The sequence below is a fragment of the Desulfosoma sp. genome, assembly GCA_037481875.1.
In the GTDB taxonomy this organism is placed as follows: Bacteria; Desulfobacterota; Syntrophobacteria; order Syntrophobacterales; family DSM-9756; genus Desulfosoma.
Genome location: JBBFKY010000005.1, coordinates 87,204 through 106,004, shown reverse-complemented (window position 1 = coordinate 106,004; position 18,801 = coordinate 87,204). Strand labels below are relative to the sequence as shown.

The 18,801-nt window shown below is 53.9% G+C and carries 12 protein-coding genes; 8 read left to right on the top strand and 4 right to left on the bottom strand.

Going from position 1 to position 18,801, the window contains the following annotated elements; all coding sequences use genetic code 11:
* Window positions 1-35 precede the first annotated feature (35 nt).
* From WHS46_08750 to WHS46_08740, 3 genes are read right to left on the bottom strand one after another with little or no spacing between them, the layout of a single operon-like run.
* Window positions 36-3,887, bottom strand: coding sequence for a translocation/assembly module TamB domain-containing protein (locus WHS46_08750; protein MEJ5348762.1), 3,852 nt, complete (start codon window positions 3,885-3,887; stop codon window positions 36-38).
* Between the two features lie 28 nt (window positions 3,888-3,915).
* Window positions 3,916-4,455 carry an acyloxyacyl hydrolase gene (locus tag WHS46_08745; GenBank protein ID MEJ5348761.1) on the bottom strand — a complete coding sequence of 180 codons (540 nt, stop codon included), beginning with the start codon at window positions 4,453-4,455 and terminating at the stop codon, window positions 3,916-3,918.
* A 24-nt stretch (window positions 4,456-4,479) separates the two neighbouring features.
* Window positions 4,480-6,288, bottom strand: coding sequence for a BamA/TamA family outer membrane protein (locus WHS46_08740; protein ID MEJ5348760.1), 1,809 nt, complete (start codon window positions 6,286-6,288; stop codon window positions 4,480-4,482).
* A 137-nt stretch (window positions 6,289-6,425) separates the two neighbouring features.
* On the opposite strand from WHS46_08740, the gene WHS46_08735 reads away from it, so the two are divergent.
* On the top strand, window positions 6,426-8,138 hold the full coding sequence (locus WHS46_08735; GenBank protein MEJ5348759.1) for an FAD-dependent oxidoreductase: 1,713 nt from the start codon (window positions 6,426-6,428) through the stop codon (window positions 8,136-8,138).
* Window positions 8,139-8,190: 52 nt separating this feature from the next.
* Here WHS46_08735 and WHS46_08730 read toward each other — a convergent pair whose 3' ends face one another.
* A complete protein-coding gene (locus tag WHS46_08730; GenBank protein MEJ5348758.1) occupies window positions 8,191-8,502 on the bottom strand; it encodes a hypothetical protein in 312 nt (103 codons plus the stop codon).
* A 579-nt stretch (window positions 8,503-9,081) separates the two neighbouring features.
* Here WHS46_08730 and WHS46_08725 point away from each other — a divergent pair.
* From WHS46_08725 to WHS46_08695, 7 genes are all read left to right on the top strand, one after another.
* Window positions 9,082-10,260, top strand: a complete 1,179-nt coding sequence (locus WHS46_08725; GenBank protein MEJ5348757.1) for a cysteine desulfurase family protein — start codon at window positions 9,082-9,084, stop codon at window positions 10,258-10,260.
* Window positions 10,261-10,596: 336 nt separating this feature from the next.
* On the top strand, window positions 10,597-13,116 hold the full coding sequence (locus tag WHS46_08720) for a TIGR03960 family B12-binding radical SAM protein (GenBank protein MEJ5348756.1): 2,520 nt from the start codon (window positions 10,597-10,599) through the stop codon (window positions 13,114-13,116).
* A 3-nt stretch (window positions 13,117-13,119) separates the two neighbouring features.
* Window positions 13,120-14,676, top strand: coding sequence for an Rne/Rng family ribonuclease (locus WHS46_08715; GenBank protein ID MEJ5348755.1), 1,557 nt, complete (start codon window positions 13,120-13,122; stop codon window positions 14,674-14,676).
* A 156-nt stretch (window positions 14,677-14,832) separates the two neighbouring features.
* Entirely contained in the window at window positions 14,833-16,608 is a 1,776-nt protein-coding gene (locus WHS46_08710; GenBank protein ID MEJ5348754.1) for a chloride channel protein, read from the top strand.
* 60 nt (window positions 16,609-16,668) lie between these two features.
* Complete coding sequence (gene hemL, locus WHS46_08705) at window positions 16,669-17,973, top strand: glutamate-1-semialdehyde 2,1-aminomutase (GenBank protein ID MEJ5348753.1); 1,305 nt, start codon at window positions 16,669-16,671, stop codon at window positions 17,971-17,973.
* A 186-nt stretch (window positions 17,974-18,159) separates the two neighbouring features.
* Entirely contained in the window at window positions 18,160-18,393 is a 234-nt protein-coding gene (locus WHS46_08700) for an AtpZ/AtpI family protein (protein ID MEJ5348752.1), read from the top strand.
* Between the two features lie 7 nt (window positions 18,394-18,400).
* A complete protein-coding gene (locus WHS46_08695; GenBank protein MEJ5348751.1) occupies window positions 18,401-18,799 on the top strand; it encodes an ATP synthase subunit I in 399 nt (132 codons plus the stop codon).
* The last annotated feature ends 2 nt before the right edge of the window (window positions 18,800-18,801 follow it).

Below are 18,801 nucleotides of genomic sequence, written 5' to 3'. Positions count from 1 at the left end.
AGTTTGCTCGCGATCGGAAGAGTTTCTGTGTCTTGTTAGTAGTCGTATTTCCAGAAAACACCCGCTCGGCTGCGGGACTGAGTTCCTGCTTGGCTTTCCAGGGTGATGTTTGGGGTGATTTCCACTTCCACTCTCACGGCGATGTCACCTTCTTCCAGGCGTTGATCCACGTCCACGCGAACATTTTCCCCAAGGTATTTCCGTAGACCGATTCCAAGGCTTTCTCCCAGGCCGCTTCCCAGAAGTTCCAACTGATCCAGCCCCAAGAGGTCACGTGCTTTCCCCAGAACGTCGAAATGGCTGTTACCTCGGGTGCTCAGGGCTTGAAGCGTTCTGGCAAGACGAATGGCCTGGAAAGGGCTCAAAGTGGTGGCGCTTCGACCGAAGAGAATCTGAGCCAGAATTTCTTCCTGCGGCCTTTGGGGCGAGGATTCCAAAGCCAATTCAGGCCTGGAAGCTCGGCCTGAAAGCCGTACCGATGCGGTCATGTCACGAAGGGCCGTCTCTCCTACAACGTGAATCACAGGATCCGGAGGTGTTTCGCCGACAAAAATGACATGACCCTCTGTGAGCCGAAAGCGTTTATCGAGAAACAGCAGTTGGCCTCGAAGGATGTTCAACTGTCCGGTGAGTTGCGGCTCTGAGGAGGGACCGACGATTTTTAAGGCTCCTTTCCATTCCGAATCCAAACCCCAACCGGACACGGTCGTCATCCCAGGAAACTCCAGGGTAAGATTCAGGAAAACGCCATGAGCTGAAGAGGTCGAGTTCTTTCGGGCCGATGAGGACTTCAATGCTGGCGAAGGGGGGATTTCGATCACATCCAAATCCACCACATTTGCTGGAAGCCGTTTGGGAAGTTCGATTCTCAAAGGGCGCACCCTCACTGTCCCTTCCAATGCCGTTTCTCGCAGGCTTCCTTGAACGGAAAGAAAGCCGTCGAGATTTCCAGAGATATCGTCGCGATGCAAGGGGGAGAGATCTTCAAATATGAGACGTGTCTGATAAGGAAAACCAGCGCCGGGATCCAACCGACATTGACCGTGGCCTCGAAGAAAACCTTTCTTTCCATCGAAAGCCTTCAATTCCCGCAATCTCACACCGTTGCCCGTGCCTTCCAAAAGGGCTGTGACATCTTGAAGATGAAGTCCAAAATCTTCGTGTTCGTACCGCCCCTTGGTGAGTAACACTTCGCCGCCAAGAAGGGGGCGGTTCAAGGTGCCGTCCAAGGTCAAGCGACCCTGCATGTTCCCTTGGATTTTGTGTTCTTCCAGCTCGAGAAGGGTTGCGATTCGTTCCAGCGCTACGGCAAGGGAAAGGGTTCCCGATAAAGGTTCGTCCTTGAAAAGGCTCAGATCAATAGGCTTCAATTGAAATCGCATAGGCAGCGTCAAATTCACTCGGCTGGGTTCGGAACCTAAACCGAAAATGTCCGCTTCCAGACGCAGTTGCCGGGAAACGGCCCACGCTGAGGCCTTCAAGGCAAGGGATTCTTGAGCAGGCCAACCGGGACGGCGCAAAGAATCGATGTGCAGTGTCATCGTGGCTTGGGGGTTGTTTTGGGGCCCGTGTAGAAAAGCCTGGCCGTTGAGACGTCCTTGCAAAGATGGACCTCCCCAAGGCTCCATAAGTTCCAATGGCAGGTTTTCCATTTTCAAGGACACCGAATGTTTTTCACCGTTCCATTGCGCTCCTGCGACCACGCGTCCTTCTCCGACTCGCAAAGCCGTAGGAGACAAAGTCCAGCCTTGTGTATCTACCACAAGGTTCGAAGGGCTTTCCAACAGCAGGACCACAGGACCTGTGCGGGCCGAAAAGGTATCAAGTTGAATTTCCTTCGTGGAGGAATGCACGCGGGCCGTTCCAGTTGTTTTTAGTGAAAAGGGTTCGTGAAAGGTTCCTTGAAGATGCGTGGAGAAAGCCACCCTTTCAAGATTCCCGTCGGCCTTTGCCTGAGCCTGGGTTATTGAGAGAGGAGGTTTTTCAAGCTTTTTGACGGTCAAGGTCATGGTGCCTTGAGGTGCCGGAAAGAGGGATGTCAGTTGGGCGGAAAGGTTCGCGTTTTCTATGAAAATATCGGCAAAAGTCAGGGACCGTGCCGTCACGCTCCCATTCATGGCTTGGTGATCACCTTTCTCTGAGAGGGAAAGAGTGCCCTTGATGCTTCCACGAAGGTCCTGAGGAAACAAGGGTTGAAAAATGTCCAGCCTGGGGATGGTGAGGTCCAGCAAACCTGATGTCCGGTAGCTTTCCAGGTGGGTTTGCAACGAGCCCTTAAGTGAAGCGTCATAACACCGAAAGAATATTCGAGGTAGATCCAGTCTGGGGCCTTCTTTGGCAAAGTCCAGATCCAAACGCCAAGGACCTTTGCCGTAAAGAGCTCGCGAGGTGATCTTTCCCTTTGGATTTTGAGGAAGGCCCATGACGGAAAACTGCACATGCCAGTCGGTCCAGAACGCCTCCCCGTAGGCAAGACGGCTGCCTTGCAGGTTTGTCAGGACGGTCATGTTGTCCCATGTTCCGGAAAAGTCCAACTGTCCGAGCCCATCGCCTTCCACGGGCCTCGGTGTCGCGAGAGACAAATAAGAAATATCGGGAAGAGCGACGGTAATTCGGCCGTTGGCGCTCCGTTGTCGAAGATCGACACGCCCGCTCAGCTCCATCGTTCCCAGATCGGGTAGGTTGAGCAGGATCTTTTCCATGTCCACTTTTTTGTCATGGGTGAGGCGTACCGAGGTTTCCACGGTCACATCCTGCAGGGAAGGTAGAGAGCTCCCCTGAATTGTCACGGACTCGGCTTTACCATGCACGTTCAGCGAAACCTGGGGAGACTCGTGGGAGGCTTCGCGGGTAAAGGTCCAAATCCATCGTGTTTCCCCGTTGGAAAGTCTCCAGGAGGGATTTTCAAGATTTTTCAGCCGCAGATTAAGTTCCCCGTGCAGACGTCGTACTGGGCCTTCCACAAAACCTTTCCCCTCGGCCTGACCTCGAATGGGATAACCCGCAAGAACGCCGAAGGGCTCCAGATCTTTGGCTACCAAGGTATACGAGGTGGGTTTGAGGACGGCCGGTCCTGGCTGATAGCCTCCCGAGGCTGAAAGAAGAAAAGGGCGAGACTCAATGTTTAAGGATTCAATCCATAAAGTGTCGATGACATTTGCAACGGTGTCCCCATGAAGCCGCGTTTGGAGGTGAAGAGGGCCGAAGTTTTTTAAGGCCAACCGTGTGGCGACCCAACCGTTTTCTTGTTCCGAAAAAATAAGAGATCCATGGAATCGAGGCGACTTGGGTTGCAGAAGCGCTTGCACGATGAGAAACGATTCCCGCTGAGCGTGGTTGGCCACGAGCTTGAGAAAGACTTTTTGAATCCCGTCCTTAGGATCATAGGTGAGGAAACCTTCAAGGGCTGCCACGAGAGACATGCCTAAGACCGGCGTGTCGAAAATCACCTGATGCAGGAAAAGCTTATCCACTAGAATAGGTAAAGGAAGAACAGGCAAGGTCCACGGGGTAGGCTCTTGAACGTCCTGGGAAGAGCGATTCGAAAAAGGCCCACGAGCCACACGGGCTTCTCGAACGCTCACAAACTGGATATGTACTCGACCTTGAAGTAGTTGCGTGGGACGCCATTTGAGGTACATGTCCTGAGCTCTCAGCCACGCACCATGGCCGTCGGCGATTTCCACCTCGCTGATCCCCATCTCGAAAGGAATCCAGCCGGTTATTGTTCCTATACGAACCGTGGTCTGAGGCCCGGAAAGTTTGTTGGAAAGTTTGTGAGCAAGCCATCGCTTCACCGCCGGGCTTTGCATGGCTCCCCAGAGGGCAGCCGCAAAGAGCACCAACGCACCCACGACGATCGCTACAATGCGAAGAACGCCTCTCATGTTACATACCCATGAATCTCATGGGAAATCATGGCAGAAGGCATCTTAGTTCAACGGCATGGAAGTCCAACCCTGGATTGTTTTTGTAGAGGTTGGCGTTGGAAAGATGCTGAAAGCGATACCCGATGGAAAGGTACTTGGTAAGGGTTACATTGAAACCGATTTCTTCGGTGAATTGGATTTCTCCGCCCAGGTTTTCTTTACCAAAGGTGTGTTGTTCCAGGAACGCAGGGCGAAAGGCTGCCATGAAAGCCAACCATTTCCAGGGGGTTTGAAGCGTTACCATGGGACCAGTGGAAATCAGAACAGATTCTTCATCGGCGGCGCTCAGAAGTCCGAAATGGATTTCCCAGAAAGTATCCACCACCCAGCCGCCTTTCCACTGCCAATCCCATGGCAGAGTGTGGTAGGCGATGAGCTCGTGAAGATGAAAGGTTTCCTTTTTTTCGATAGCGGTGAAGGCGGATCGAACACCAATGCCGAAAACTAATTTTTCCGCAGCCCATGCCGTCGATTCCCCTAAAACAAGGGCAAAGGCTGTGAGTAACATCCAGTTCTTCAGGCGCATGCTCTTCTCCTTGGGCCTTCAACGTTAAAACGCTTGTCCCAAACTTACATAGATTTGAAAGACATCGTCAATGCCTGTGCGACGGTTCAGCGGGAAAGCCACATCGATACGAAAAGGCCCCAAAGGGGAATAATACCGGAAGCCAAGCCCTGTGCCCCATCGAAAACTTCTTCCAAAGTTCGGCAGGGTGCTCTCGTAAGTCGTGCCTCCGTCCAAGAAGGCCGCAAAACCGTATCTTTCTCGAAAACGCCAGCGCATTTCTCCGTTCCAGACAAGAAAGGACCGACCACCCAAGGGGTCATTTCCATCTCGAGGCCCCAAACTTTGATAAGGATAGCCTCGCACACTGCCACCGCCTCCCACGTAAAAACGCACATCCGGAGGGACGCTCTTCTGAGCGGCCCCGATTATGGTCCCTCCGGAAAAGATGGAAGCCAGCACAAGCCGACCGTCGCCCGCCCAGTCATAGTAAGTGCTGACGGTTGTCGATGTCTTCCAAAAAAACAGGGAGACGTCCGTTACGTCCCAATAGGGGGAGGTCTGGATCTGGCAGCGAAATCCTCCAGTGGGATCCAGAGGGTTGTTGGTGGTATCCAGGCGCACGAAGGCGGGGAGAAAGAAAAGGCCGTAAGTTTCCCGATGGGAAATCTGTTCCACGCTGGAGAGCCGAAAGCCTGCTCCCGCACCCGCTCTGATCGTGGGTGTGATGTCCCGCGCCAGGGAAATGGAGGTCCCAAGGCTGCGGCTCCAGTACGCATCCCAATCTTCTTCAGCCACTCGGCCCTCGAATTGCAAAAATTGGTCCGGGCGCAGAAAATCCCGCCATAATCCCATGCCGTCCAAAACCTTCTTTTGGGACGACAACTGGGTTTCAGCACCTACCTTTGCCTTACCCTTAAAAAGGTTCCTACTTTCCCACGAAACGTCCAGTTCTGGACCGACGTCCGTGGTGTAAAAAAGCCCTCCTTTGAATGTGCGAGGCTTTCTTTCCGTGACCGTGATTTCCATGGGAAGTCGTCCCTGGGGATCCGCTGAGGAGGCATGGTTGATACGCACCACGGAAAAGAGATCCATAAGGATGAGGTTGTTCTGCGCTTTCGTGATGAGCCGTGAATCAAAAACGTCGCCTTCCTTCCAAGGGAGTCGAGCACGGACGATGTCTTCCCGCACGGTTTGCAATCCGGTGACGGTGGCCGGACCAAAAAAACATTTGGGTCCCGAAACGATGTCATAATGAACCTCTACGGTTCGCTCCTCATGGCGAACGATGACTTTTCTCTCTCCAATGCGAGCCAGGGGATAACCGTTTTCGGCAAGAACGGTCAGAATCTTTTGGTCCGTGTCCTGGATTCGGCTTGCGAGAGCCGGCGAACCCGCGGGCAGGGAAGATCGAGCCGTTTGACTTAACAGTTCAAAAATGGATGAAGGGACCTGGGAGATGTTCAGCTTCGTTTCATTCAAAAGATACAGTGGGCCTGGGTTCACGGAAAATGACACTGTCACCGTGTCTTTGTCTCGATCGATTCGATAAGTGACCTCTGAGCCATAAAAGCCTTCGGATCGAAGAAAAGTTCGAAAGATATTTTGATCTTTTTCCAAACGACGTCTGAGTTGGTTGAGGGACGCGGCGCCTTCCTGTTTTCGACCGAAGGTTTCGGAAAGGGGTTTTAGGCGTCGTTGCCAATCTTCCTCGACGCTTTCTTCGAACTGCACGGCATAGGAAATGGAACCCGCAAAGCTTGAGACGTTATGAATTCCAAAAACCCCGACCGTAAGAACAACCCAAAAGACGGTCCATAGGTCTTGACGCCGTTTTGCGGATCGCCGCCCCACTTGCCGCTCCACTATTTCGAATCTTCAATGTGAGGAGCCGTTTTCTTTTGCGTGTCTTGAAAAGGGATTGTAGTTTTATTGAGGCAAAATGCAAAGGGCGAAGATCCTTGTTTATTAACCGTGGAGGATGACGGGCTATGGCGGGAAAGCGTATTTGCATCGTCGGAGGTGTTGCTGGAGGAGCTTCCAGTGCGGCACGGGCACGCCGGCTCGATGAAAAGGCGGAAATCATCATTCTCGAAAAAGGACCCTTTGTCTCCTTCGCCAATTGCGGCCTTCCCTATTACGTGGGAGACGTGATTCGTCGTGAGGAACACCTTTTGGTGGCGACGCCCGAAATGTTTCAACAAAGGTTCCGTATCGAAGTGCGCCTTCATTCGGAAGTGCTGCGCATCGATCGAGAAAACCGACGTCTTCTCATTCGAGATCATCAAGCGGGTCGGGAGTATGAGGAACCCTATGATGTCTTGGTGCTATCGCCTGGTGCCTCGCCAATAAGGCCGCCGATTCCTGGGCTCGATCTTCACGGTGTCTTTTTTGTACGCAGCATTCCGGACAGTCGCGAAATTCGGCGCATGATCGATCAAAGACATGCGCAGAAAGCTGTTGTCGTAGGAGGCGGCTATATCGGGCTCGAGATGACCGAAAATCTGGTGCGACGGGGGTTGCACGTGACTTTGGTGGAAATGCAACCCCAGATCATGCCTCTGTGTGATCCCGAAATGGTATGGCCGCTTCAGGAAACACTGTGGGAAAAAGGGGTGGATCTGCGTTTGGGAAACCAGGTGGAAAAAATTGAGAGAGGATCAAATGAAGAACTCAGGGTAAGGCTTCGCTCCGGCGAGGAGCTATCGGCACAACTGGTCATTGTGGCCGTGGGTGTGCGACCTGAGGTTCAGTTGGCTCGAGACGCCGGGCTTGCCTTGGGGCATCTTGGCGGCATTCTGGTGAATGAAAAGATGCAGACCAGTGATCCATCCATTTGGGCCGTAGGAGACGCCGTGGAGGTGCTTCACGTGATCACGGGCCGACAAACCCTTCTTCCCTTAGCGGGTCCTGCCAATAGACAGGGGCGGCTTGCCGCCGACGCCATATGTGGAAGAGATGTCCGTTTTCGAGGCGTTCAGGGGACAGCCGTGGTCGGCCTTTTCGATCAGGTCCTGGCCATGACGGGGCCCAGCGAAAAGGTTCTGAAATCCCTCAACTTATGGGATGAACCCTACCGGTGCGAAAAAATCTATCTTCATCCAGGTCATCACGCCAGTTATTACCCAGGCGCCGAAACCATTGCCATGAAGCTCATTTTTTCCAAGAAGGATGGAAAAATTCTAGGATTTCAGGCGGTGGGCAAAAAGGGAGCCGTGCGGCGCACAGACGTTATTGCCATGGCCGTTCAGAAAGGCGGCACCGTTTTTGACCTGGAAGAGGCTGAGCTGTGCTACGCTCCACAGTTTGGATCCGCCAAGGATCCCGTGAACCTTGCCGGCATGATCGCTGCCAATGTGGTTCGAGGAGATGTGGAAGTGATTCATGCCGACGAGATGGATCAACGCCCTGAGAACGTCTTTGTGCTCGATGTGCGTGAGGCGTTTGAATACCGACGCGGGCACATTGAGGGAGCGGTGCACATTCCTCTGGGGCGATTACGGCAGCGTATGGCGGAACTGCCAAAGGACCGGGAAATCTGGGTCTATTGCTATGTGGGCCAGCGTTCTTACCTGGCCGCTCGAGCGCTGCGCCAATACGGGTATCAGGCTAAAAATCTCAGCGGGGGCTTTCGCACCTACACCCTGTGGAGGCTGGCGACGTCTCACCTCTCCAAGCCCTCAGACAATCTTGTGCCAAAATGAAAAACGCCTCCCCTCGGGGGAGGCGTCGGCTGACACAGGGACCTGCATTCCTCTAGGATGCGGACTTGGTCTTTTCCAGTTCAGCTTTGAGTTTTTCCACTTCCTGTTTATATTTTTCGGCTTCTTCTTTGTACTTGGACAGATCATCGACGGCGGCTTCCGGAGCGGCTTCTTCCCCTTTTTTCTTGCCGAAGGGGAGCTGATCCTTGACTTCATCGTAGCCCAGATAGGCCGCCATGGCGCCGCCTAGCAGAAGCGCCAAAGGAATTGCGCCCGCCAGGAGGTTAAGAAAAGGCTTGAACCAAATGAAAATACCGATGATGCCGAAAAAAGCTGCGGCCAAGCCGCCCAGAAAAACCTTCATCGTTTTGCCTCCTTCTGCTTCTTCCTTAGACTTGTCACGCGTCGCTGATCCCTACGGTGAAAACCCCTGAAACGAACCGCCTCATCGGCAGCCCCTGGCATGATAAAGATTTCACGCACCCTGTAGCACGGCCCAGAGGGTTTTGCAAGGAGAAAGTCACCCGCATGTCCTTGAAACGACGGGAGGCTTTGGGGTTGACGTTGGCCTGGTGGCGAACGTATAGATACATGCTTTTCGGGCCGGGGATCTGAGGGCGTGTCTGAGACCGGATTTTCTCCTGGGAACGAGGATCTGTCGCCTGCACAAGGAACGGATCAGATGCCTGCGCGCTCCCAGGGAATAGCTCGGTTTCAAGTTTGTGTAGGGGCGAGGCGGCGCCTCAGCGCTGCTATGCAATGGCATTCGATGCCGTGGTCTTTCCCGTTTTTGGACAGCTTTTCGAGCGCTGTCTCAGAACTCAGAATGCTCCATTTGGGGATAGGCAATTTCAGGTACTTAGCGTTCCCAAAGCTGCCAAAAAGGGCATAGTCGGACAAGCTCCTAAGAAACGAGAGAAGTGTCATAGGGGGGTGCAACGGTATGGACGGTCGAAGAATCTATATGGATCATATTGCGGGAACGCCTTTGGCGATGGAAGTTTTTGAAGCTATGAAACCTTTTCTGGTGGAACATTTCGGGAATCCCGCCAGTATTCATCATCTGGGCGAGGCGCCTCAGGATGCCATCTTTAAGGCGCGATCCCAGACGGCGGCGCTTATCGGAGCGGAACCCGAGGAAATCATCTTTACGTCCGGAGGTACCGAAGCGAACAACCTCGCCGTCAAGGGCGTCGCCTTTCAACGCATGCACGAGGGGCGGCATCTGGTGGTTTCGGCCATCGAACACTATTCCGTCCTTTATGCCGCCAAGGCCTTGGAAAGGTTCGGCTTTACCGTCACCTTGGTTCCTGTGGACCACTATGGTTGGGTGGACCCGAAAGATGTCAAAAGAGCCATGCGGCCGGATACCGTGCTCGTGTCCATTATGCACGCCAACAATGAAGTGGGCACCATTCAATCTCTGGCGGATATTGCCGCTGTGGTCCATGAGCATGGAGCCCTGTTGCACACGGACGCCATCGCCTCGGTTGGTCGCATTCCCGTCGACGTGAATGCTTTGGGTGTGGATCTGCTTAGCCTTGCAGCGAACCAGTTCAACGGTCCCAAAGGCGCCGGAGCGCTTTACTGCCGGAAAGGAACCTCTTTGTGGCCCCTTTTTCATGGCGGAGGTCAAGAAGACGGGCGCCGAACCGGAACCGAAAATGTCGCCGGCATTGTGGGATTGGGGGCTGCTGCGGAGCGCGTGCGGTTAAGGCTTTCGGCCAAAATGGAACGGTGTATTCGGCTGGAAAAGCTTTTACGGGAACGTATCTCGGGCCTGATCGATGAAGTGCGTTTCAATGGGCACCCGGAAAGACATCTTCCCGGTTTGGTCAATGTGTCCATTCGCTATGTGGAAGGGGAAGCCCTGCTGTTACACATGGATTTAAGAGGTATTTGCGTGGCCGGAGCCTCGGCGTGCATGTCCATCACGGCCAAGGCGTCTCATGTGCTGGAGGCCATGGGGCTTTTGGGGGACGGAGCCTACGGAACACTGCTGTTTACTTTGGACGAGGAAAACACCGAAGACGAAGTGCATCAAGCTGCGGAAACGCTCGCTACGGTGGTGTCCCGACTGCGTTCCATGTCGCCTTTGTACAGCGCTCGAGTCTCTGCCTGAAACACAGCGGGTCGGGAGTCGGTCGTCGTGTGTCGCAGTGGCCGGGATAGGTTCATGAAGTCTGACCGGAAATCTCCAAGTGCTTGTTCGCAAATGACGACGTTTCCCGAAAAGTTGAGGCGGACACGGAGGTCCGCTCCTCCAGGGTGGTCATGAGGCTTCCCCGGCACTGGCAGCCTGGAGTCCATCAGGCAGGGAAAGCCCATAGAGGAGTGAAGGTTTCCCAGGCATTGGTAGGCTCGAAGACGGACATACTGCTTCGACCATGGAAGCCGTCACGTATTGATTGACGGACATACTCAAGAGATGGTTGAAGAAATTTCAGGGGACAAGGGAATGTTGTCGAGTGATCTTTTGGACCGGCTTCTTCTGGAAATTCAACGCCCCGGGCGGTATCTGGGCGGTGAAATTCATGCCCGCGCCAAGAGATTTGAAGAGGCTGATGTCCGCTACGTCTTAGCCTTTCCCGATGTGTATGAAGTGGGCATGAGCCACCTCGGCATACAACTCCTTTACCATCGCTTGAATGACATGGAAGGCGTCCTGGCGGACCGCGTGTATGCTCCCTGGCCCGACTTTGAAAAGCGCCTTAAAGAAACCCGCAAGCTTCTCTATGCCTTAGAAAGCCGACGTCCGCTCAAGGACTTTGATTTCCTCGGTTTCAGTCTTCAGTACGAACTAAGCTACACGAACATTTTGACGATTCTGGATTTGGCCGGCATTCCCCTTCACAGTGAAGATCGAGATCTTTCGCATCCCTTTGTCATTGCCGGAGGCCCTTGTGCATACAATCCGGAACCTTTGGCGCCTTTTTTCGATCTCATCGTTCTAGGGGAAGGCGAACAGGTCCTGACGGATCTGACGCAGGCTTACCGAGATTGGAAAGCGTCCCGGGGGACTCGACGCGAATTTCTTGAAGGGATACGTCGTCTCCCCGGTATTTATGTCCCTTGTTTTTTTGAACCGCATTATGACACTGCGGGCCGATTCATGGGGCTCCAACCCCAGTTTGCCGATTACACCTCTGTCAGAAAGAGGGTCGTTACGGATTTGGACCTGGAAAGCCCTCTGCCGGAACGTCCTTTGGTTCCCTTGGTGGAGATTGTGCATGACCGCTTAGGACTGGAGATCGCTCGAGGATGCACTCGAGGCTGCCGGTTTTGCCAGGCGGGTTTCGTGTATCGCCCTGTTCGGGAGCGCCATCCAAAGAATCTTTTGGAAAAGGCCTGTCGGGCTGTTACTGAAACCGGCTTTGAAGAGGTGTCCTTGCTCTCTTTAAGTACAGGGGACTACTGCCAGCTTGGCTGGTTGCTTCACGCTGTCATGCAGGAAATGGAAGGACGTCGTGTGGCTCTCTCTTTTCCTTCCATGCGGGTCGGGACCCTTTCCCAGGACTTCATGGAGTGCATTCGCCGCGTACGCAAAACGGGATTTACGGTGGCTCCGGAAGCAGGGAGTCGTCGTCTTCGATGCCTTATCAACAAGAACATCGAAGAAGAGGATCTCTACGAGACCGTCAAGGATGCCTACCGTCTGGGCTGGAAAGGCATCAAGCTCTACTTCATGATGGGCCTTCCTACAGAAACCTTGGAAGACCTCGACGAAATCGTCCGTTTGAGCCTTCGAGTTTGGCAGTTGGGAAAACCATATCGAGCCGGAGTGCACGTGGCGGTTTCGACCTTTGTGCCAAAGCCCATGACACCCTTTCAATGGACGGGGCAGATCGCCAGAGGGGAAATAAACCGTCGACTGGATTTTCTTAAGGAGCGGTTGAAACGTCCAGGTCTACGATTGAAATGGCACCATCCCGACCTGAGTGTTCTAGAGGCGGCTTTGGCCCGAGGGGATCGGCGTTTCGCAAGGGTGGTGGAGGCTGCCTGGCGCAAAGGTGCCCGCTTTGATGCTTGGGACGAGCTCTTTCAGCGGAACATCTGGGACAAGGCTTTTGCCGAAGCGGGTCTGAACGCCGACGTTGAAGCGCAGCGCTCCCTTGGCGCCTCGAATCCTCTGCCATGGGACCATCTCAGTGCCGGGGTGCTCAAGAGCTATCTGTGGAGGGAATGGGAAAAAGCCCTGGCCTATGAGCGAACGGGGGATTGTCGTTGGGAATCCTGCTTCGGATGCGGTGCCTGTGACGGAGTCCATGTGAAACCACAGCTCATTGAGGACTTCAAGCCCGAGATTGTGCCACGGGTCGCTGTGCCCGCTGAAGCCCCCAAGATTCTTTATGCGTACACGCTGCGGTTCGCTAAAAAGGACCAAGCCCGTTTCTACGGCCAGTTGGAAATGAACCGCATCATGGAAAGGGCCCTGCGCCGCTCCGGGCTTCCGGTGACTTATACCCAAGGGTATCATCCCCATGCCAAGGTTTCCTTTCGAGAAGCTCTGCCGGTGGGGATGGAAAGCGAAGTGGAGGAAGCGACCATTCAGTTGCGAGAGCCTGTGGCCGAAACGGAAATCGTAAAGCGTCTCAACGCGGTTTTACCGCAAGGTTTTCGTGTGCTCCACGCGACCCGTTCTGACGAAACCCCTCGAAAAGCCACAGCGTTTCGAGTGACCTATCGTCTTTCCGGTTTGACCGAAGAACTGGCGGAAGCTATCATAACTCGCTATGCCGCATGCGCGGATCACTTGGTTAGCAAAAAGACCAAAAGAGGGCACGTTGAGGTTCGATGCGCCGATGTCTTACTTTCCATACGTCGCCTCGATGCAACCACCGTGGCCATGGAACTTGTGGAACGAGCCACGGCACGTTTTCGGCCGCAGAGCTTTCTTGAAGTGTTGTTGCCGGAAGCCGGCGACCTTTTCAAGGCGTGCCGATTGTGCAAAGTCTCCGTGGCGCCCTTAGAGGAATGAACGATGGCTGCGGAATTGATCATCAACGCCGATTTTTATGAGACTCGGGTCGCTCTTGTAGAAAACGGCCAGGTGGCTGAACTTTACATCGAAAGAGCGTCCGATGCAGGCATTGCCGGCAATATCTATAAGGGACGTGTGGTTCGTGTCCTTCCCGGAATGCAGGCAGCCTTTGTGGATATCGGCCTGGAGAAGGCAGCTTTCTTGTATGTGAGTGATGTCCACCATCCTTTAATGGAAATGGATCAGATTTTTCAGGATGCCACACCCGAACGGGAAGAACCCCAAGAGCCGGAACCTTACCAAGTCACAGGGGATTCCGAGACACCGCTGGAAGAAAGACAACTTCCGGATCTTCCCATTGAAGACAGATTACGGGAAGGTCAGGAAATTCTTGTGCAGGTGGCCAAGGAACCCTTGGGAAACAAAGGGGCGAGAATCACCACCCATGTGACATTACCGGGAAGAAACCTGGTGCTCATGCCCCTCATGGACCATGTGGGGGTTTCTCGCCGTATCGAAGACGAAAAGGAACGCAAGCGCCTGAGGGACCTGGTCCTTGACATCAAGCCGGCTCATTGCGGCTTCATCGTGCGGACGGCGGCCGAAGGTGAAGACGCTGAAAAGATTCAGGCGGAAATGGAGTTCCTGCTCAAGCTGTGGCAAAACATTCAGCGCCGCTCCGAAAACGCTCCGGTCCCGTCCCTGGTGTACCGGGATTTGGATATCACCCTGAGAGCCGTTCGAGATCTTTTCACCAAGGAAGTGGACCGCCTTGTCATTGATAACCCCCAAGAGTACAAGAAAGTGTTGCAGTTTACGGAAACCTTTTTGCCTTCCTTGAAAAACGGCATCGAGCTTTACGAAGGTTCCGAACCCATCTTTGACGCCTACGGAATCGAGATGGAGGTGCAAAGGGCGCTCAGCAAGAAGATCTGGCTGAAGTCCGGGGGCTATATCGTCATAGAAACCACGGAAGCTCTTACAGCCATTGATGTCAATACCGGTCGTTACGTGGGCAAGCGGAACCTGGAAGAAACCATTCTCAAAACCAATCTGGAAGCCGTCAAGGAAATCGCCTGCCAGCTGAGGCTTCGAAATATCGGAGGTATCATCATCATTGATTTTATCGACATGGAAAAGGAGGCTAATCGCGAAAAGGTTTTTAACGCCTTGAAGGAAGCTGTGCGCAAAGACAAGAGCAAAACCAACATCTTGCGCATGTCGGAGCTGGGCCTTATTGAAATGACCCGAAAACGAACCCGGGAAAGCATCGGACGAACACTCTGCGAGCCCTGTTTCTATTGTGAAGGGCACGGGCAGCTCAAGTCCACCCAGACCTTGTGCTATGAAATCTTGCGAGAAATTCAAAGAGAACAAAGGGACCTTTTCGGTCGCAATGTGCTGATTCAAGTGCACCCGCGTGTGGCGGCCAGACTTCTGGACGAAGAACGCGCCTCTTTAGAAAGGCTGGAAGAAGCCCTGCACGCCTGTTTTCATGTTCAGGGGGAACGTAACTTTCATGTGGAGCAGTATGAAATCACTGTGGAAGAGAATTGAAGGGCTTGCAAGGCCAAGCTTTCACACTATGTCGACTCTTATTATTTCATGGCTTCGGCCCGAGAGTCGAAACCTTCAAGAATGCCTTCGTTTGAAGCAAGGTTACGAGGGTCACGGTTTGGTCCAGCCGTTTCGCCCGTTAAGGATGAGCGATCGGTGAACCGTTTTACCGAAATTCGAGCCTCCCTGGAACGCAACAAAACCTTACGCTACGTTGTCTACAGCGTGATCATCGGAGTGGTCAGCGGACTGGGGGCGTGCCTTTTCTTTGTTCTTTTGGAATGGGGAACCTATTTCTTTCAAGAACACCTGGCCGGTTATCCTTTAAGTAAACCCGGTGGTGAACGCCTGGTCACTCTGGAACCTTCCCCGGTCTTTCGCAGATGGATGCTTCTGGTGCTCCCCGCCTTTGGAGGACTTCTTTCAGGCTTTTTGGTTTATCGATACGCTCCGGAAGCCGAAGGGCACGGCACAGATGCTCTCATCGACGCTTTTCACAACAAAAACGGCATGATTCGAACCCGAGTACCTTACATTAAGGGCCTGGCTTCCATTATCACTCTGGCGACCGGGGGAAGTGCGGGTCGAGAAGGGCCCATTGCCCAGATTGGCGCCGGCTTTGGTTCCTGGGTGGCGCGCTTATTGCGCATGAATGTTCGGGAACGGCGCTTGATGCTGTTGGCGGGATGCGCCGCCGGTCTCGGGGCTATCTTTCGGGCTCCCTTGGGAGGAGCCCTGACGGCTGTTGAAGTGCTTTACCGGGAGGACTTCGAAACGGAAGGCATTATTCTTTGCATCATGTCTTCCGTGATCGCCAATGCCATTTTTATCAGCATCTTTGGGCAGCGCCCCATTTTTGACATTCCTCCCATTCATTTTGCCAATCCCGTGGAACTACTCTTTTATGCCGTTTTGGGCCTGGTGTGTGTGCCGTTCGGATTCGCCTATGTTAAAGTCTTTTACGGCATGCGCGATTATTTCTTTCGACGGATTCCCTTAAAAAAAATGCTCATTCCCACCATTGGAGGCTTGATGGTGGGAATCATCGCCTACTGGCGACCCGAAGTCATGAGCAGCGGGTACGGCACGATTCAACAAGCCCTATTCGGCGCCTTGCCCGTTTCTTTGATGCTCGGCCTTGCCGTGTTGAAGATTCTGGCCACTTCATGCACCATATCTTCAGGCGGCAGCGGAGGTGTCTTTGGGCCGTCTCTTTTTATCGGGGCCATGTTAGGAGGGGCTGTCGGCCAGATTTCGTGCGGCCTTTTTCCCCAGTGGGTGACGGATTCGGGGGCTTTTGCTTTGGTTGGCATGGGGGCGTTTTTCGGCGGCGTGGCCAAAGCTCCCATCGGGGCGCTGCTCATGGTTTGCGAGATGACAGGGGGTTACGGTCTCGTCGTGCCCTTGATGTTTGCGTCTGTGATTGCCGTGCTGTGCTCCCAGGGCTGGTCCTTGTACGAAAAACAGGTGCTGAACAAATTTCATTCTCCGGCTCACCGCACCGACATGGTGATGAACGTTCTGGAAAACCTCCAAGTGCGAGATGCCTATGATCCTGCCTTGCCTGTGACCAGCCTTCCCCAGGACATGACATTTCGAGAGCTCAAAAGATTCATGGTCCACACGCGTGAGTCCTTTTTTCCGGTGGTGGATGACCGGTTTCGTCTCAAGGGAATCTTGTCGCTTCATGATGTGCGTTCCGTGCTCTTTGAAGACTCGGTGGCGGAACTTCTCGTTGTCGGCGAATTGGCATCTCCTCCCATCAGCGTGCGCCCGGATGAGAGCCTATACGAAGCCCTGATGAAATTCCTGGCTTCAGGATACGGCCAGATTCCCGTGGAAGAAAACGATTTGGGGGTTGTAGGAATGCTTCGGCTGGAAGAATTGATGCACGCCTATCATCAAGAGATTCAGAGACTAAAGGAAGATTGAGTGCGGGGTTTAAAAGACCTTTGGTTTTGATTCGTGAAGTTTACAAATGAAGGGGTATGTATGGCACACAACAGGATTTCGGACGAGCTTTTCCGTCGAGCTCAGGCGGTCATTCCTGGAGGGGTGAACAGTCCGGTGCGGTCCTGCCGTTCCGTGGGGGCTTCTCCCTTCTTTGTGAAAAGGGCGTCGGGGTGTCGATTGGAAGACGAAGACGGACGGATTTACATCGACTATGTGGGATCCTGGGGACCTTTGATCATCGGGCATGCGCATCCTCGGGTGGTTGAGGCCGTGCGTTTTGCGGCAACCCAGGGTACCTCATACGGTGTTCCATGCCGGCTGGAAGTGGAATTGGCCGAAAAGGTTGTCTCCATGGTCCCCTCCATGGACATGGTGCGCATGGTGAATTCGGGCACGGAAGCCACCATGAGCGCCATTCGATTGGCGCGAGGTTATACGGGACGGCCGAAAATCATCAAGTTTGACGGTTGTTATCACGGCCACAGCGATTGCCTTCTGGTCAAAGGAGGATCCGGACTGGCGACGCTGGGCATTCCCGGAAGTCCCGGGGTACCTTCGGAGGTGGTGGCTCATACTTTGTCCTTGCCCTACAACGATGTGGCATCAGTGGAAGCTGCCATGCAAGCCCATGGGGAAACCGTCGCATGCATCATCGTGGAACCGGTGGCCGGAAACATGGGGACCGTGATTCCAAAACCAGATTTTCTTCCGGAGCTGCGCCGCTTATGTGACGCTTACGGCAGTCTGCTTATCTTCGATGAGGTGATCACCGGGTTTAGGCTGGGTCCCGGAGGGGCTCAGGAGCGATTCTCGGTGCGACCGGACCTTACCTGCCTTGGGAAAATCATCGGGGGCGGCCTTCCCGTAGGGGCCTACGGGGGCCGACGGGACATTATGGAAAAGGTGGCTCCTTTGGGTCAAGTGTACCAGGCTGGAACTCTGTCGGGAAATCCTTTGGCCATGGCCGCCGGCCTCGCCACACTCCAAGTGCTCTCGGAACCGGGGGTCTACGAATCTCTAGAACAAAAAGCATCAGCCCTGGAGGCGGGGCTTCGTGAAGCCGCCCGCATCGCCGATGTGCCGGTGACCATCAACCGCATCGGATCCATGGGCACCGGCTTTTTCACCCAGGAAGACGTCACGGATTTTGCCACGGCTTTAAAATCCGACACGGCCGCTTACGCGGTTTTTTATAGGGAAATGCTGGATCGAGGTATCTACCTGGCGCCGTCTCAGTTTGAAAGCTTTTTCGTGAGCACCGCCCATGAGGAAGAGGATCTGCACCGTACGGCGCAAGCCGCTCTGGAGTCACTAAGGGTGGTCAAAGAGATGTTGGCGCGCTGAAGGGTGCCTTGAGGCGTTTTTCGGGGCGAGTGCAGGCACATGGGCTGAATGTATAAGTTATGGGAAAAAGGATCCAAATTTGACACTTGACCCCCGAGGACATGGAAAGCCTCGATTGGAAAAATTGCGTTGACTTGGTAGGGGCCCTATGCTAGGTAGTCTGTGATAATTTACACGAAGTGGCCGATGAAAGAAGAGACGAAGAAGTACCTGAAGCAGGTGGGTTTAGCGAGCACCCTGGGATTCTCGGTGGCTTTCGCCATTTTCATCGGCGTAGCGATCGGGTACTGGCTGGATGCCAGTTTTGGAACTTTCCCATGGCTCACACTGATTTTTTTGGTCATGGGGATCATCGCGGGCTTTCGCAACTACGTTCGGTTCATGCGAAAGCAGCAGCGCGAGGATCAGCGAAGGCCGTAAGGGGCTCGTGGTTACCCTGCTGAGTGACGATAAGCTGGTTCGGCGCATTCAGCTTGTGAATGTGATTCTTCTCTTTTTTGCCGTGCTAAGTGCCGCGATCCTGTTTTCCGCAAGGGAAGCTCTGGGAGTGCTTCTGGGAGGGGCGACGGTCACGGCAAGTTTTCATGTGATGAAGTGGCAGATGCGCCGGGCTTTTCGATACCCCGGGCAACCCCCGTCCAAAGGGGCGCTCTTTGTCAAGTACTACCTGCGATTCCTTGGCACCGTGTTCGTGGTCTTTACGGTGCTCTATGAAGGATGGGTGGATCCGCCGGCGTTCCTTGTGGGGTTGTCGGTGGTGATGGTTAGCATTGTGTTGGTGGCCATACACGAAGCGGCGAAAATGGTCATGAGGGGAGAGAGGTAGGT

Coding starts and splice junctions, on each gene's coding strand:
- WHS46_08745 (MEJ5348761.1), bottom strand. CDS start 4,455: ATGCGCCTGAAGAACTGGATGTTACTCACAGCCTTTGCCCTTGTTTTA.
- WHS46_08715 (MEJ5348755.1), top strand. CDS start 13,120: ATGGCTGCGGAATTGATCATCAACGCCGATTTTTATGAGACTCGGGTC.
- WHS46_08700 (MEJ5348752.1), top strand. CDS start 18,160: ATGAAAGAAGAGACGAAGAAGTACCTGAAGCAGGTGGGTTTAGCGAGC.
- WHS46_08735 (MEJ5348759.1), top strand. CDS start 6,426: ATGGCGGGAAAGCGTATTTGCATCGTCGGAGGTGTTGCTGGAGGAGCT.
- hemL (MEJ5348753.1), top strand. CDS start 16,669: ATGGCACACAACAGGATTTCGGACGAGCTTTTCCGTCGAGCTCAGGCG.
- WHS46_08720 (MEJ5348756.1), top strand. CDS start 10,597: ATGTTGTCGAGTGATCTTTTGGACCGGCTTCTTCTGGAAATTCAACGC.
- WHS46_08725 (MEJ5348757.1), top strand. CDS start 9,082: ATGGACGGTCGAAGAATCTATATGGATCATATTGCGGGAACGCCTTTG.
- WHS46_08730 (MEJ5348758.1), bottom strand. CDS start 8,502: ATGAAGGTTTTTCTGGGCGGCTTGGCCGCAGCTTTTTTCGGCATCATC.
- WHS46_08750 (MEJ5348762.1), bottom strand. CDS start 3,887: ATGAGAGGCGTTCTTCGCATTGTAGCGATCGTCGTGGGTGCGTTGGTG.